General features: G+C 71.0%; 15 protein-coding genes. 6 read left to right on the forward strand and 9 right to left on the reverse strand.

All coding sequences use genetic code 11. The annotated features are described in order from the left end of the window. Position 1: 1 nt before the first annotated feature. Genes Air01nite_RS10905 through Air01nite_RS10915 form a run of 3 tightly spaced genes read right to left on the reverse strand, consistent with a single transcriptional unit; the run spans position 2 to position 2,833 of the window. Positions 2 to 1,435 (reverse strand): alpha-amylase, encoded by a 1,434-nt coding sequence (locus tag Air01nite_RS10905; protein WP_203701892.1) that lies wholly within the window; start codon positions 1,433 to 1,435, stop codon positions 2 to 4. 40 nt (positions 1,436 to 1,475) lie between these two features. Further along, a complete protein-coding gene (locus Air01nite_RS10910; RefSeq protein ID WP_203701893.1) occupies positions 1,476 to 2,147 on the reverse strand; it encodes a DUF4166 domain-containing protein in 672 nt (223 codons plus the stop codon). Beyond that, entirely contained in the window at positions 2,144 to 2,833 is a 690-nt protein-coding gene (locus Air01nite_RS10915) for a hypothetical protein (RefSeq protein WP_203701894.1), read from the reverse strand. The genes Air01nite_RS10910 and Air01nite_RS10915 overlap by 4 nt, the downstream gene beginning before the upstream one ends. 63 nt (positions 2,834 to 2,896) lie before the next feature. Here Air01nite_RS10915 and Air01nite_RS10920 point away from each other — a divergent pair, with 63 nt between their 5' ends. Further along, on the forward strand, positions 2,897 to 4,282 hold the full coding sequence (locus tag Air01nite_RS10920) for an MFS transporter (RefSeq protein ID WP_239090648.1): 1,386 nt from the start codon (positions 2,897 to 2,899) through the stop codon (positions 4,280 to 4,282). On the opposite strand, the gene Air01nite_RS10925 is transcribed toward Air01nite_RS10920, so the two are convergent. Beyond that, entirely contained in the window at positions 4,212 to 4,901 is a 690-nt protein-coding gene (locus tag Air01nite_RS10925) for a DUF899 family protein (protein WP_203701895.1), read from the reverse strand. The two genes, Air01nite_RS10920 and Air01nite_RS10925, sit on opposite strands and share 71 nt — an antisense overlap. Positions 4,902 to 4,973: 72 nt before the next feature. On the opposite strand from Air01nite_RS10925, the gene Air01nite_RS10930 reads away from it, so the two are divergent. Continuing rightward, positions 4,974 to 5,861 (forward strand): RNA polymerase subunit sigma-70, encoded by an 888-nt coding sequence (locus tag Air01nite_RS10930; protein WP_203701896.1) that lies wholly within the window; start codon positions 4,974 to 4,976, stop codon positions 5,859 to 5,861. On the opposite strand, the gene Air01nite_RS10935 is transcribed toward Air01nite_RS10930, so the two are convergent. Further along, a complete protein-coding gene (locus Air01nite_RS10935; RefSeq protein WP_203701897.1) occupies positions 5,845 to 6,237 on the reverse strand; it encodes a PPOX class F420-dependent oxidoreductase in 393 nt (130 codons plus the stop codon). The genes Air01nite_RS10930 and Air01nite_RS10935 overlap by 17 nt on opposite strands. Positions 6,238 to 6,274: 37 nt before the next feature. On the opposite strand from Air01nite_RS10935, the gene Air01nite_RS10940 reads away from it, so the two are divergent. Further along, positions 6,275 to 7,306, forward strand: a complete 1,032-nt coding sequence (locus Air01nite_RS10940) for an alpha/beta hydrolase (protein ID WP_239090649.1) — start codon at positions 6,275 to 6,277, stop codon at positions 7,304 to 7,306. Position 7,307: 1 nt separating this feature from the next. Here the strand turns inward: Air01nite_RS10940 and Air01nite_RS10945 are convergent, their stop codons facing one another. The 4 genes from Air01nite_RS10945 to Air01nite_RS10960 all read right to left on the reverse strand — a co-directional run bounded on the left by Air01nite_RS10945 (position 7,308) and on the right by Air01nite_RS10960 (position 11,571). Continuing rightward, on the reverse strand, positions 7,308 to 8,186 hold the full coding sequence (locus Air01nite_RS10945; RefSeq protein ID WP_203701898.1) for a carbohydrate ABC transporter permease: 879 nt from the start codon (positions 8,184 to 8,186) through the stop codon (positions 7,308 to 7,310). Continuing rightward, positions 8,183 to 9,106 carry a carbohydrate ABC transporter permease gene (locus Air01nite_RS10950; RefSeq protein WP_203701899.1) on the reverse strand — a complete coding sequence of 308 codons (924 nt, stop codon included), beginning with the start codon at positions 9,104 to 9,106 and terminating at the stop codon, positions 8,183 to 8,185. Before Air01nite_RS10950 ends, Air01nite_RS10945 begins: the two co-directional genes overlap by 4 nt. 9 nt (positions 9,107 to 9,115) lie before the next feature. After that, the gene (locus Air01nite_RS10955; RefSeq protein ID WP_203701900.1) at positions 9,116 to 10,489 is read right to left on the reverse strand and encodes an ABC transporter substrate-binding protein; all 1,374 of its coding nucleotides are present in this window, start codon (positions 10,487 to 10,489) and stop codon (positions 9,116 to 9,118) included. 80 nt (positions 10,490 to 10,569) lie between these two features. Continuing rightward, positions 10,570 to 11,571 (reverse strand): LacI family DNA-binding transcriptional regulator, encoded by a 1,002-nt coding sequence (locus tag Air01nite_RS10960; RefSeq protein ID WP_203701901.1) that lies wholly within the window; start codon positions 11,569 to 11,571, stop codon positions 10,570 to 10,572. Between the two features lie 229 nt (positions 11,572 to 11,800). Between Air01nite_RS10960 and Air01nite_RS10965 the strand changes: the two genes are divergently transcribed. The 3 genes from Air01nite_RS10965 (at position 11,801) to Air01nite_RS10975 (ending at position 14,457) form a co-directional block, all read left to right on the forward strand. After that, on the forward strand, positions 11,801 to 12,811 hold the full coding sequence (locus Air01nite_RS10965; RefSeq protein WP_203701902.1) for an ADP-ribosylglycohydrolase family protein: 1,011 nt from the start codon (positions 11,801 to 11,803) through the stop codon (positions 12,809 to 12,811). After that, complete coding sequence (locus Air01nite_RS10970) at positions 12,808 to 13,857, forward strand: ADP-ribosylglycohydrolase family protein (protein WP_203701903.1); 1,050 nt, start codon at positions 12,808 to 12,810, stop codon at positions 13,855 to 13,857. Before Air01nite_RS10965 ends, Air01nite_RS10970 begins: the two co-directional genes overlap by 4 nt. A gap of 93 nt (positions 13,858 to 13,950) precedes the next feature. Further along, positions 13,951 to 14,457: a DUF6584 family protein gene (locus tag Air01nite_RS10975; RefSeq protein WP_203701904.1), complete on the forward strand. Its 507-nt coding sequence runs from the start codon at positions 13,951 to 13,953 to the stop codon at positions 14,455 to 14,457. Positions 14,458 to 14,518 lie beyond the last annotated feature (61 nt).

Genomic DNA, 14,518 nt, shown 5'->3' on the forward strand with positions numbered 1-14,518 from the left:
CTTATGGCAGCTTCGCCCCGATGTGCAGGGCGACCGCGTCGTGTGCGGCGATGTTGGCGGTGAACCAGCCGCCGCTGTCGACCGTGATCACCGGGCCCGTGCAGGTGGAGCCGGTGCGTTCGCCGTGGATGACGTCGCAGTAGCGGCCGGCGGGCAGGTTCGAGTCGTACCAGCGGCCGTTGATCGCGCCGTCCTCGTCGTTGATGGTCAGGAAACCGGCGGACCCGCGCCCGAACGCGATGTGGTTGTTGCCGTTGTCGTACCAGTTGACGACCGGCGTGCCTTCGACGGCGTTGCGGAACCCGACCATGTTGGCGATCACCTGCCAGCGGTGCTCGCAGCGCCAGCCACCGGTGAAGCAGGTGGCGTTGTTGGTGCGCCCGGAGGCGTCCGAGGGCGGCCCCTGGTCCCGCGAGCTGAACTCGTAGCTGGACATCACCGTCGGCGACCCGTAGGGCCAGGCGAGCATGAACGCGTTGGCCAGCGCGTAGATCCCGTTGTCGCGGTAGGTCAGCACGCCGGCGACATCGCGCTGGGTGTCGTGGTTGTCGACGAACACGGCCGCGGACCCGGTCGGCAGGTAGCCCCACGCCTCGCCGAAGTCGCGCAGGTAGGCCAGCCGCTCCGACCGGAACATCCGGGCGAGGTCCTTGCCGTACCGGAACTCGTGCACGTCGCCGTTGCCCGTGTACTCCCCCGGCGTGATGGGCTCGCCGGCGCCGAAGATGACCTCCTGCACCATGTACGCGGATCGGGACAGCCGCCCCTTGATGTTCGCGATGTCGGCGGCCGGCATGTGCTTGCTCGCGTCCATCCGGAACCCGTCGACCCCGAGGCTCAACAGGTCGTTGAGATAGGCGGCCAGCCGCCCGCGCACGTAGTCGGCACCGGTGTTGAGGTCGGCCAGGTTGACCAACTCGCAGTTCTGCACTTCATATCGGTCGCCGTAGTTGACGATGTCGTCGTTGCCGTTGCGCCCACAGTGGTGGAAGTCCTGCGTCTGGTAGATGCCCGGGTAGTTGTAGTGGCTCCACGCCGACCCGGCCCACCCGGGCCCGTTCTTGTCCTCGTTGGCCATGTGGTTGACCACGGCGTCGACGATCACCTTGACCCCGGCGGCATGACAGGCGTTGACCATGGCGGCGAACTGCGCCCGGGTGCCCTTGCGCGACTCGATCCGGTAGCTGACGGGCTGGTAGGCGACCCACCACTCCGGCCCGCGCACATGCTCCTGCGGCGGCGAGACCTGCACGTAGCCGTAGCCACGCGGCCCGAGGAAGCTCGTGCACTCGTTGCCGACGGACACCCAGTTCCACTCGAACAGGTTGGCGATCACCCGCCGCGGCCCGGCCGGCGCGGCCGCCGCCGGGCTGGTCGGGACAACGAGCAGGGACGCGGCCAACACGAGCACCGCACCAAGAGCCAGACGCCTCATCGCGCCACCCCCAACACATCGACGAGCGCCAGTGTACGCGTCAAAGGTGCGGATTCTCGCGCAGCGGGCGAATCGCGGCGGGCACGGGTGACGAGGCGGTGTCGACGTACTGCGCGGTGAAGCTGCCGTGGTAGCCGAAGATCGGCCCGAACCGCCTGTTGACCACTTGGACGCGGATGCGGAACCGGCCCGCCTCCTCGTCGTACCACTCGTGGAGTTCGGCCGTGCCGCTCATCGCCGACGGCACCCGGCAGCGCAGCGGCCCCTCGGTGAGCCGCGGGTCACCGCTGCGGATGTGCAGGCCACCCGCGACGTCGACGCGCAGCGTCAAGTCCACCGCGAGGTGCTGGTGCGTGCCGAGGAAGTCGACGATCCGGCCGCGTGGCGCGCTGTAGACCATCGTCGCGTCGAACCGGCGGCGACGCCCGGAGCCGACCTCGAACGTGCGCACGAAAGTCACGGTCTCGCGCCCGTACCCGTCGAGGTAGGAATAGTTCTCGATCGTGAACGGCACGTCGGTGCCGGTGTCCGGAAAGAGAATGTGCCGCCCGGCACCCAGCCGCAGGAACGGCAGCACGTGCGGCCCGCCGCGCCAGATGCGGTCCATCACCCCGCGGCCCACGCACGCGGTCGCACCGTCGATCCCGAACCGGCGCCGCAGTTGCGGGTGCAGCCGCTCGAAGTCGGCGCCGAGCGCCTGCCGGAAGATCATGCCGTCGTGCCTCTCGTCGGTGGCCGCCGGCCGCAACGCCGTGCGGCCGGTGTGCGTGGTCCCGGCGGCAGGGCGACCGCCAGCAGCAGGAAAACGGGGCCGAGCCGCCAGGCGGCGACCGCGAGCCCGACCCGGACGGCAACCTCGAGCAGCCAGCGCCGCCGGCTCGCGGCCGGGCTCACGCCGTGCTCCAGCCAGAGCCGCAGCCGGTCAAACGACCACGCGGTTGCCCACCCGAACACCGGCCGGAACGCCCGGTCCGCGAGCCGGCCGAACCGCCCCCATCGCGGCGTGTAGTCGAAACCGGTGAGGAACCGGACACCGCCGGGCACGGGCTCGTAGCGCCAGAAACCGCTGCCGTCCGCGATCAGCGAGCGCCGGTCTGCCGAACCGAACCGCAGCACCGAGACCGCGCTGCCGTCGGGTCGTGCTCGCTCCCCCGAGGTGAACCCGACGCCGTCGATGTGGACACCGGGCAGGACGGTGGTCCGGTAGCGGAACCGGACGGGTGCGCCCGCCTCGATCAAGCCCTCGATGCTCGTGAACCGCAGGTCCCAGCGCGCGTGCAGGGTCGGGTTGCGGGTGTGCCGCCACAGCGTCGCGACGTCGGTGCGGATGCGTGTCTCCACATAGACCATCACGACCTCCGGCACGAAGTTGAACGCGTTCAAGTTGAGGATAGGCATGGCGCCGCGGGATGGGCAAGAGGGCGTTGCGTTGGTGATCTATCGACGGATAGCGTTGCGTGTGTGACCCGGACCCCCGTCGACCCGGTGGTCGAGAGTGGTGCCGTGCGTCTGCCCCGCGGTGGGTTGCTCGCCTTCTCCAGCGGGACGCTCGGCATGGGCGTCTGGATCACCGTTCCCGGGCTGCTGCTGCTCTACTTCCTCACCGACGTGCTCGCCGTCGCGCCGCTCGTCGCCGGTTTCGCCCTGCTGATCCCCAAGGTCGCGGACATCCTGCTGCACCCGTTCGTCGGTCACGTCTCCGACGCGCAGCGCGCCCGGCACGGGCACCGGCTCGCGCTGATGGTGTTCGCGTGCCTGCTGCCGCTGTCCTTCGCCGCGATGTTCGCCGTGCCCGGCTCGTTGCGGGGCAACGGCGCCGCCATCTGGGTCGCCGTCTTCTACGCCCTCGGCAACCTGCTCTACGCGGCCTATCAGGTGCCCAACCTCAGCACCCCGGCCGACCTGGCGATCGGCTACCACGAGCGCACCCGGCTCATGTCGTTCCGGATGGTCGTCCTCACCGTCGGCATCCTCGCCAGCGGCGTCCTAGCACCGGCGCTGACCGGCGGCGACGACCCGACGCGGCGCGCGTACCTCGTCATGGGTTGCGCCCTCGCGGTGGGCATGCTGGCCGCGATGCTCGTCGGCATCACCGGCGTCCGCCGGCTCGGCGCGGTCGCCGGCACCCCTGCGAACCCGGCGCCGCCGCACCTGCGCGACCTGCGGGTGCTGCTGAACTCCCTGCGCGACCCGCACTTCCGCCCGCTGGTCGGCGCGTTCCTGCTGACCTCCACCGCAACGCACCTCGTGCTGGCCGCGGTGCCCTACTTCGCGGCGTACGAGTTGGGCCGCTCGGGCCTCACCACGGTGCTGGTCGCCGCCTTCCTCGCACCCGCACTGCTCGCGACGCCGGTCTGGCTCGCGGTGGCCCGCCGCATCGGCAAGCAGCGCGGCCTGCTGCTCGCACAGAGCACCTTCGCCGCCGGCTGTCTGGTCGTCGCGCTCGGCCACCACGCCCCGCTCCCGTTGCTGATCGGCGTGGTGGCCGTGCTCGGCATCGCGTTCGCCGCGCTGCAGTTGCTCGCCTTCTCGATGCTGCCGGACGTGGTGGCCGCCGGCGCCGGGCGGAAGATCGCCGACGCCGGCAGCTACACCGGTGTCTGGACGGCCGCCGACTCGGCCGGCGGGGCGATCGGGCCCTACCTCTACGCCGCCTGCCTCGCGATCGGCGGCTTCGTCGGCAGCAGCGGCGACGACGTGCAGCAGTCCGCGGCCGCGCTGGACGCGGTCCGCTACGGCTTCGCGCTCGTGCCCGCCGTGCTGTTGGGTGCCGCGGTCATCGTGCAGCGCCGCTACTCGCTGGATCGAGACGCGTCCACTGTGGAACAGGTCGTCCGTCCCGGATGAACCAGCTCTGCGTCGGGTCCTGCGGCCAGCCCGCCGGGGAGTCCTCCCACTCCTCCTGCCGCCCGTACACGGTCATGTCCAGGAGTTGCAGCGCCGGCATCATCACCTCGCACCCGCGCCCGTCCGTCTCGTAGGTCTGGAACACCCGGTCCCCGACCCGCAGGTACGTCGTGATCCAGCCGTCGGAGATGCCCGGCACGTCGACGCCGTCGACCGAGTACCACGGCGCCTGGTAGCCCATGAACTCCCGGTACGGCGCGAACTCCGCATACGGGCCCTGGCACCAGACCGCGAACGTCACGCCGCGGGCCTCCAGGTAGCTGGCGTCCTGGAAGTTCCACACCGTCGCCGTGCAGCCCCGGCACTGGTCCCCGAAACCTTTGCCGCGGTGCCACATGTGCTTGCAGACCAGCAGTTGGTCGCGGCCCTCGAAGATGTCCAGCAGCCCCGTCGGGCCGGCGGCGCCGACGAGCGAAACGGTCGCGTCCACCTCCACCATCGGCAGCCGGCGCCGGGCGGCCGCGATCGCGTCTCCCTCCCGTGTGTGCGCCTTCTCCCTGGTCAGCAGCTCGGCGCGGGCGGCAAGCCAGGCGGTTCGGTCGACGATCTCTGGTCGCACAGTTCCTCCTCAAGGACGTTGTCGGAGGTACTGACGAGGCAACCCCCGGATCGTCATCGCTACCCTGTCCGGGTGGACGAGGCCTGGCTCGCTGCGGCGTACGAACAGCACCGGCGGGAGCTGCACGCGCACTGCTACCGGCTCGCCGGCAACGTCGCCGACGCGGACGAGCTGACGCAGGAGGCGTTCCTGCGCGCCTGGCGGGCCCGGGACGGCTTCGACGGGCGCTCGTCGGCGCGGACCTGGCTCTACCGGATCGCCACCAACCTCTTCCTGGACAACCGCAAGGCCGCCGAACGCCGCACCGCGCCGGCCGGCGATCCTCTCGAATGGGACACGGCGGTCGGTCCGTACCCGGACGACCCGGCCGCGGACATCGCGTCCGGCGAGCTGGTGGAGCTCGCGTTGATCGCCGCCCTGCGGTTCCTGCCGCCGCGGCAGCGGGCGGCGTTCGTGCTGCGCGACGTCGACGGCTGGACGCCGGCGGAGGTCGCGGACGCCCTCGACATCGCGGTCCCGGCGGCGAACAGCCTCATCCAGCGCGGCCGCCGCACCATCCGCGCGCATGCCCCGGCCGACCCGAAGGACTGGCGCCGTCCCTCGCTGACGGCGCAGGACGAGGCGATTCTGCGCCGCTACGCGGCGGCGTCCGACGAGGACTCGATCCGGATCCTGCTCGCCGACGACGTGCGGCTCACCATGCCGCCCGACCCGCCGGTCGTCGGGATCGACGCGGTCACGGCGTTCCTGGCCCGGCCGCTGGACTGGCGCACGCTGCCCACCAGCGCCAACGGCCGGCCAGGCCAGGTGAACTACCTGCGCCAGCCGGGCGACACCCGCTACACCGGCATCGTCGTCGACCTGCTGAGAATCGAGGACGGGAAGATCGCCGAGATCAACGCGTTCGTCGGGGCGCACCACGTCGCCGCCCTCGGCTTCCCGCCTAGTCAGCCGGCCTGAGCGTCACCGCGATGCCCACCAGCGGCGGGCGCCGCAGGTGCAGCACCCGGGCGAACCAGTTGCCGACCCGCGACGAGATGTACTTGCGGGCGAGCATTTTGCGGGCCGCGGCCGTGCCGGCCTCGTCCAGCACGCGGGCCGTGCCCGTCGCCGTGGGCGCGCCCGGCTTGATCCGGCCCCGGATATCACAGACGGTAACCTCGGCCCGAGGGTCGCGGCGGACCCGCTTGACCTTCCACGCCTTGGCCTCGGAGACCACGAACAGCTCGTCGCCCTCCACGACGTGCCACACGGGCGTCGCGACACCGGTGCCGTCCTTACGGAACGTGACCAGGCTGACGTGCTTGCTGCGGCCGATCTCGTCGATGACGCTCATCGGCGCAGGATAGCGGCGGATGCTAGAAACGGATGTCATGAGCCAGCCCATGTTCAGTGATCTCGCCGGGACCCTGCATCAGGAGACGATCGACTCGCGGCAGCTGCGCGGCAACCCGCTCGGTGACCCGCACCTGCGGCCGTTGTGGGTCTACACGCCGCCCGGGTACGACGAGTCCGCCGACCGCTACCCCAGCATCTACGTGATCCAGGGCTACACCGGCCAGATCGCGATGTGGGGCAACCGCCAGCCGTTCCGGCAGCCGTTCGTCGAGACCGCCGACCGGGTCTTCGCCGAGGGGCGGGCACCCGGCTGCGTGCTGGTCTACGTGGACGCGTGGACGGCCTACGGCGGCTCCCAGTTCGTCGACTCCGTCGGCACCGGCAACTACCACTCGTACCTCTGTGACGAGGTCGTGCCCTTCGTCGACGCGAACTTCCGCACCATCGCGGACCGCGAGTCGCGGGCCATCTCCGGCAAGTCGTCCGGGGGCTTCGGCGCGATGATCACGCCGATGCTGCGCCCCGACCTGTTCGGCGCCCTGGCCACCCACGCGGGCGACGCCCTCTACGAGTACTGCTACCTCAACGAGTTCGCCAAGTCCGTGCGGGCGCTGCGCGACTACGACGGCGACATCCTGCGGTGGTGGAAGGACTTCCAGCAGCGCGTCTCCTTCACCAAGGAGGAGGACATGCTGCTGGTGCTCGTGCTCGGCTGCGCGGCCGCGTTCTCCCCCGACCCCGACGGCACGCCGCGGCTGCCGGTCGACCCGCGCACCGGCCAGATCATCCCGGAGGTGTGGGAGCGCTGGCTGGCCTGGGACCCGATCCGCATGGTCGACCGGTACGCCGCCGAGTTGCGCTCCCTGCGGGCGGTGTGGATCGACGCCGGCACCCGCGACGAGTGGTTCCTCGACCTCGGCGCGGAGGCGTTCAAGGCGGGCCTCGACCGCGTCGGCGTGCCGGCCGACCGCATCGCCTTCGAGCTGTTCCCCGCGGCGCACGGCGGCATCGACTACCGCTATCCGCTCGCGGTGGAGTGGCTCGCGCAGCGCCTGAAGCGCGACTGAGTCAGGCCGCCATCCCGGTGTTGGCCATCCCTTCGACGAACCGCCGTTGGAGGACCAGGAAGATGGCCAGCATCGGGACCAGCATGATCAGGCCGGCCGCCGCGGTGAGCGCGGTGTTCTGCACGTACGACTGCTGGAACGCGAAGAACGACGTCGACACCGGCATCTGTTCGTCGGACTCCAGGAACGTGACCGCGAACAGGAACTCGTTGTAGGTCGCGAGCGCCGTGATCAGGGCGACGGTCAGGATGCCGGGCAGGGCGTTGGGGAGGATCACCCGCGCGGCGATCCGCAGCTCCCCGGCGCCGTCGATGCGCGCGGCCTCCTCCAGCTCGCGGGGCAGCGTCAGCAGGAACGCCCGCAGCAGCAGCGTGGCGAACGGAGTCAGCGTCGCGCAGTAGATGATGATCAGCCCGAGCTTGGTGTCGTAGAGCCCGGTCCGCGTCCAGATGAAGAACAGCGGCACGAGGAACATCTGCATCGGCAGGGCGCTGCTGACCAACAGATAGAGGATCACCGAGCCGCCGCCGGGCAGGTCGAGGCGGGCCATCGCGTACGCGGCGAGCCCGGCGATGACGAGGGTGCCGGCCACCGCTCCCGCCACCAGGACGAGACTGTTGGTCAGGCCCCGGCCCATGTGCGCCTGCTGCCAGGCCTGCGAGAAGTTCGACCAGAGCAGGTCGGCCGGCAGGCCGAACGGGTTCTCGACGATCTCGGCCTGCGTCTTGAAGGCCGCGAAGACGAAGATGATCAGCGGGCCGACGGCGAACAGCGCGAGGATCAGCAGGATCGCCCAGCCGCCGATGCCGGCCGGTCGCTGGCCGGCGACGACCGCCGCGCGGGCCCGGGCGGGTTTGGTCAGGACGCTGACGGCACTCATGCTTCCCACTTCCTGACCCGGCGCAGCACCTGGTAGGTGATGACGACGATCGCGGTGAACAGGGCCATCACGACGCCGATCGCGGACGCGTACCCGGCCTCGAGGTTCGAGAACGCGTTGCGGTAGAGCAGCGTGCTGAGCACGTCGGTCGCCCCGGCGGGCCCGCCCTGCGTGAGGATGAAGACGAAGTCGAACGCCAGGAACGACCAGACGATCGTCTGCACGACCAGGAAGACCAGCGTCGGCCGGATGCTCGGCAGGGTGATGGAGACGAACTGCCGGAACGGCCCCGCGCCGTCCAGGGCGGCGGCCTCGTAGAGGGCCGGGTTCACCGACTGCATCGAGGCCAGGAAGATCACGACGAGGAAGCCCCAGAAGGCCCAGGTGTTGACGCCGGCGACCGTCCCGAGCGCCAGGTCCTGGTCGCCGAGGAAGTTCACGCCCAGCAGGTTGCCGAGGCCGCTGTCCGGCGAGAGCAGGTTCTCCCAGACGGCGGCGCTGACCACGGTCGCGACGGTGTACGGGATGAAGTAGGCGAGCCGGAACAGCACCTGGAACCGGCGGACCCGGGACAGCAGGTAGGCGCCGAGCAGGGCGAGCAGCATCGGTGCGATCAGGCTGACCACGGTCCACACGAGGTTGTGCTTCAGCGCCGAGATGAACTCCTCGTCGTGCAGCATCCGCGTGTAGTTGCCGAACCCGATCCAGTTGCCTGTCCCGATGCCCGACCAGTCGGTGAACGAGTAGTAGACCGACTGCGCGCCGGGCCAGAGGATCACCGTGACGTTGACGACGATCAGCGGGACCATGAACAGCCACGCGATCAGCCGCGTCCGGCGGCTGACGCTGCGGCGCCGCGGCCGGCCACCCGTGCGGGTGGCCGGCGCGGTCTCCGGGACGGTGACGGTGGGTGCGGTCACGGGCCGTCCCTACTCCGGGAGCGGCGGCACGACGCCGGCGGCCAGCTCGGGCCCGAACGTGTCCGCGATCTGCTGGCAGTACTGCTGCGAGGTGAGCTTGCCGGTGATCAGCTTCTCCCAGCCCTCGATGATGAAGGTGTCGGTCTTGGGCGGGAAGAACGTCCAGGTGGTGTAGCCGACCTGAGCCGCGTCGCCGAACGCGGCGTAGAGGCTGGACACCCGCTCGTCGAGGTCGGCGGGGAAGTCCGACTCGCTCATCGCGATCGGCGGCGGCGCGAAGTTGGCCTCCGCCAGCGCCCGGCCCTGCAGCTTCGGGTCCTGCAGGTGGAAGTCCATGAAGTCGGCCGCGGCGTCGGGGTTCGCCGACTTCGCGTTGATCGAGCGGGTGCCGCCGACGGCGAGCTCCCAGATGTTCTCCGGCACGCCGTCGCGCAGGGACGGGATCGCGCCCCAGGCCCACTCGGCGTCGTTGCCGCCCTCCTTGCCGAAGAACGGGCCGATCTCGCCCAGCCCCCAGGTGCCGGTGATGTTGAAGACCGCCTCACCCTTGGCGACCTGCTGGTACTGCTGCGGGAAGGTGTTGGTGAAGTAGCGGTCGACCGCGCCGCCCCACCAGCCCTGCGTGAAGTAGCCGCGGGCCTGCTCGATCGCGTCGACGAAGACCGGGTCGCTGAACTTGGCTTCACCCTTGAGCGCCTGGCGCACGGCGTCGGGCCCGGCGATGTGGTTGAGGAACACCGAGACGTGCCACTCGTTGGAGTCCTTGTAGTCGGCGTTGCCGGCGCTGACGGGGATGATGCCCTTGCCCTTGGCCTCGCGGCAGATCGCCTCGAACTCCGCGCGATTCTTCGGGTACGTCCAGCCGTGCTTCGCCAACGTGGCCGGGTTGTAGAAGATCTGCATCGACTCGTAGTTGGTCGGCAGCGCGACGAGCTTGCCGTCGACGACGCCGGTCTTCATCGCCCAACCGAGGACGCGGTCGTTCCAGCCGAGCTTCTTCGCGTAGTCGTCCAGCGGCAGCAGATAGCCGGCGGCGGCGTACTCCCGCAGCGCCGCGGGACCGGAGCCGCCGACGATGTCGGGGCCGGCGCCGGCGGCCAGCGCGGTCTGCTGCTGCTGCGCCATCGTGTCGAACTGCTTGATGACCAGGTCGGCCGGCACGTTCGGATACTTCTTGTTGAAGGCCTCGAGGACGTTGGCGCGGTACCAGTCCTCGGCCTCCTTGCTGGCGAAGCCCGCCCAGACGGTGAGCTTGCCGGACTTGCCCTTGGCGCCGGGTGCTTCGGCGCCGCCGGCGCAGGCACCGAGGAACGTGGCGAGGGCACCGCCCGCACCGAGCTTGAGCAGGTTCCGGCGGGACAGGCCGGTGGGTGTGCGATTCATGGGGTGGGTTCTCCTGTTGTCAGCGGGAGCCGCTGTGGGGGACGGCAGCGGCCCGGACGGGCAGGCTTCGCTCAGGTCGGTCAAGCCGAGTCGCGGACGACCAGGGACCCGGGCACGATGATGTCCCGGAAGGGGCCGTCCAGCTCCCCGGATATGCGCTGGAGAAGCAGCCGGCCGCAGACCGTGCCCTTCTCGTACGCGCGGTTGTCGATGGTTGTCAGTGCGGGGTGGACGAGCGCGGCGGCGTCGATGTCGTCGAAACCGATCACCGCCACGTCATCGGGTACGGAACGACCGTGCGCGCGCAACGCGTCCAGCGCGCCGATGGCGCCGAGGTCGTTGGCGCAGACGATCCCGTCGACGTCGAGGCCGTCCGCCAAGGCGGCCTCGACGGCGACGCGGACGCCGTCGCGGGTGTAGTCGGCGGAGATGACGAGCTTGCGATCGACGGCCACCCCGGCGCCGAGGAGTGCGTCCTCGTAGCCGGACTGGCGGATGCCGCCGGGCCCGATGCCCGGTGGCCCGCCGGCGAACGCGATCCGGGTGCGGCCGCTGCGCAGCAGGTGCCGGGTGGCCTCGGCGACGCTGACCCGGTCGTCGCCGTGCACCCGGTCGCCGATGGGCGGCGCCTTCATCGGCCCCAGCATCACCGCGGGGGTGTGTTTGCCGACGAGGGCCTCGACGGCGTGGGCCGGTGTGCGGAACAGGTCGATGATCAGGCCGTCGACGGCCCGGCTGACCATGTCGGAGAGGAACGCCGCCTCGCGGACCGGGTCGCCGTCGGTGCTGCAGACGACCACCTGGTAGCCGGCGTCGCGGATGGTGTCCTGCACCCCGCGGGCGACCATCGGATAGAACGGGTTGGTGATGTCGGGCATCACGAACGCGATCGTCTGCGTGCGCTGCAGCCGGAGGTTGACCGCGAGCTGGTTCGCCCGGTAGTCGAGCTCCTTGACCGCGGCGATGACCTTCGCCTTCGCCTCGTCGGAGACCGGCCGCCGGCCACTCAACGCGTGCGACACGGTCGTCCGGCTCACGCCGGCGATGTCCGCGACGTCTGCGATGCGAGGTCGGGGTGGCATGGACGGTCCTCCCTGGTGGCGTACGCAAACCGGTTTGGGTGAACTGCCCCACAGGCCGTGGGTGTTAGGCAGTTTCGGCCAGGTACCCGGGCTTGTCAACCGTTGTTTTTCGGGCGTTGGGGGTTTATCGATGTGACGCTCACGTCGTTGTCGAAGACCCACTAGCGCAAACCGGTTTGCGCGTTATCGTGTCCCGACCACCACCTCACCGACATCGGAGTGAAGGCTCATGACCGACCTGCGCGACCGCATCCACGGCGCGGTCCTCGGCCAGGCGATCGGCGACGCCCTGGGCGCGCCGACCGAGGGGATGACCCGCGCGGCGATCCGTGCCGCGCACGGCCGCGTGACCGGCTTCCTGTCCGACGACCCCGCCGGCACCGACGACACGGAGTACGCGGCCCTGACGGCGCGCATCCTGCTGACCTACGGCCCGGCGCTGACCATCGACAACGTCTCCGACGAGTGGGACCGCGTGCTCGTCCAGCAGGACGGCGGGTTCAACCGCGGCGGCTTCTCGGAGATGGAGGCGATCCACAACCTCGCCCGCGGCCTGCGCGCGCCGCACACCGGCTCGGACAACCACGAGATGTGGAGCGACGGCTCGGCGATGCGGGTCGCGCCGATCGGCGCGTACTTCGCCGGCGACCCGGGCGAGGCGGCGCGGATCGCGGGCATCGACGCCCAGGTGAGCCACGCCCGTGACGGGATCTACTGTGGACAGGCCGTGGCCGCCGCGGTCGCCGCCGCCGCGACCACCGACGACTGGCGGGTGGTGGCCGACGCCGGCCTCGCGGCGGTGCCCGCCGACTCGTGGTCGGCCCGCATGATCGACCGCGCTCTGCTGGTGGCGGCCGAACCCGGCAGCGCCGAGGAGCGCCTCGACGAGCTCGAGCGGCGGATCTCGATCTTCCACTACCCATGGGCCGACGTGGCGCCGGAGGCGACCGCGCTCGCGTTCGGGGTCTTCGCGATCGCCGAGGGCGACTACGTCGATTCCGTGCTCGGCGGCGTCAACATCGGCCGCGACGCCGACACCATCGCCGCGATGGCCGGTGCGATGGCCGGCGCGCTACGCGGCGCGACCGCGATTCCGACCGAGTGGTCGAGCCGGATCGTCGCCCTGCGCGGCAGTTGCATCGCGAGCACGGCGGGCGTACGCCTGTCCGCCCTCGCCGACGAGATCGCCGACGCCGTCGCGGCGCGCGGCACCGAGACCCCGAACGGAGCCGTCCGATGACCACGACGCTCGACCGCGCCGAAGGCGCCTTCTTCGGCCTGGCCGCGGGTGACGCCGCCAGCTTCCCGGCGCTCTGGCACCGTCAGCTCCGGCTGCCGCACCGCCGTACGCTGCTGTCCCGCTACATGCTCGAAGGGGACGCGCAGCGGGTCAACAAGGTCCCGCTGCCGTTCACGCTGAGCGCCGACCCGGCGCTGATGGACTTCGGCGCGACCGACGACACCGAGCAGGCGGCACTCGGCGCGCAGATCGTGCTCGCCGTGGGCGTTGATCCCAGCGTGGACGAGCTCTTCGACGCGTGGTGGAGCCGGGTCGAGCCGCAGCACGACCGGTTCTGGGGCTCGGTAGCGGACCGCTCTGCCGTCACGAACGCGCTCCTCGGCCTGCGCGCACCGACGACGGGCAACGACAACCCGCACCACTACGACGACTCGGCGCTGGCGCGCGTGCTGCCGGTCGGCATCCGGTGGGCGGGTTCGCCCGCGCGGGCCGCCGAGGTGGCCCGCCGGCTGGCATCGATCACCAACGCCGAGGTCGGCATCGACGGCGCGGCGGGATTCGCGGCGGCCGCAGCGGTCTTGGTGGGCGGCGGCACCCTCGCCGCGGCGGTCGACGCCGCCCGCGCGGAGATCACGGCGGACACCTGGCTGGCACGGAAACTCGCGGTCGCGGAGGCGGCCCTCGCCGAGGCTGGTTCGGTATTCGCGGCCATTCCTGTGTGGAGCGACGCAGTCCTCAATGCCGAGTACAACTTCGGCAACGTGGTCGCCGAAACACTGCCGCTCGCGCTGCTGATCGCCCGCGACAGCGGGAGCCCGGCGGAGGCGCTCGGCGCCGCCGCACTGCTTCCCAAAGCCGGCGACACGTTGCCGGCGCTGGTCGGCGCGCTCTCCGGGGCCGCGCACGGCGTAAGCGCGCTGCCCTTGACCTGGATCGCCCCGGTTGAGCGGCTCGCCGGCATCTGCGTGCCGTCGACCGAGGGCGTGCGGCTGCACGAGTTGGCGGCTGCACTGACCGCCGTGCCGGCCGAGACCGCAGCCGCCTGATCTGTCCGGTCCGGTCTGCTACGGGACCAGCAGACCGGACCGGACGCGAAACTCGCTACAGCAGGCCCGAATCGGACGCCGATAATCGGCGGCGTGGCGAAGGACGAGGTGCTGGCCCGGGTGTCGGCCGATCTGCAGCGCGGGCACTACCATCCCGCGCTGCAGCGCCTGGCCAGCCTCACCGCCGCCTTCCCTGCGGACCTGGAGGTGCGAGCCGCGCGGGCGGCCCTCAACCGTCAGGTGGGCAACGTCGTCGAAGCCGGACGGTGGGGCTTCCTGACGGAGGACGCCACGGAGGCGGAGATCGCCGCGTTCGAGCGCGCCTTCCCGAGCGTGTGGGCCCGCCTGTACGCCTTGAAGCTGCGCGCGGACCCGACCGACTCGCTCGGCCCGGCCGGGCGGTCCCGGTTGGCGCGCTTGACCGAGCGGGCCGAGCGGGAGGGCCCGGCCCCGGTGTCGTGGACCGACGCCGGCCCACGACCGGAGGCACCCAGCTCCTGGCGCGACGGCGTTCCCTGCCTGCTCGCATTCATCGCGGGCGTCATCGCGCTCGGCCTGGCCGGCATCGGCCTGCTCACCGTGATCCGCTGGCTGGTCTGAAGCCACCGCGCCAAACCCGGGGCGGATCACATCTCACCGCCAGGCGATCTGCGCCCATGCG

This window comes from Asanoa iriomotensis (assembly GCF_016862515.1).
GTDB classification, from domain to species: Bacteria; Actinomycetota; Actinomycetes; order Mycobacteriales; family Micromonosporaceae; genus Asanoa; species Asanoa iriomotensis.

Bases quoted from the DNA above. Each gene is read 5' to 3' on its own strand.
- Air01nite_RS10965 (WP_203701902.1), top strand. From the start codon at position 11,801: ATGACCGACCTGCGCGACCGCATCCACGGCGCGGTCCTCGGCCAGGCG.
- Air01nite_RS10940 (WP_239090649.1), top strand. From the start codon at position 6,275: ATGAGCCAGCCCATGTTCAGTGATCTCGCCGGGACCCTGCATCAGGAG.
- Air01nite_RS10910 (WP_203701893.1), bottom strand. From the start codon at position 2,147: ATGATCTTCCGGCAGGCGCTCGGCGCCGACTTCGAGCGGCTGCACCCG.
- Air01nite_RS10970 (WP_203701903.1), top strand. From the start codon at position 12,808: ATGACCACGACGCTCGACCGCGCCGAAGGCGCCTTCTTCGGCCTGGCC.
- Air01nite_RS10935 (WP_203701897.1), bottom strand. From the start codon at position 6,237: ATGAGCGTCATCGACGAGATCGGCCGCAGCAAGCACGTCAGCCTGGTC.
- Air01nite_RS10915 (WP_203701894.1), bottom strand. From the start codon at position 2,833: ATGCCTATCCTCAACTTGAACGCGTTCAACTTCGTGCCGGAGGTCGTG.
- Air01nite_RS10955 (WP_203701900.1), bottom strand. From the start codon at position 10,489: ATGAATCGCACACCCACCGGCCTGTCCCGCCGGAACCTGCTCAAGCTC.
- Air01nite_RS10905 (WP_203701892.1), bottom strand. From the start codon at position 1,435: ATGAGGCGTCTGGCTCTTGGTGCGGTGCTCGTGTTGGCCGCGTCCCTG.
- Air01nite_RS10960 (WP_203701901.1), bottom strand. From the start codon at position 11,571: ATGCCACCCCGACCTCGCATCGCAGACGTCGCGGACATCGCCGGCGTG.
- Air01nite_RS10945 (WP_203701898.1), bottom strand. From the start codon at position 8,186: ATGAGTGCCGTCAGCGTCCTGACCAAACCCGCCCGGGCCCGCGCGGCG.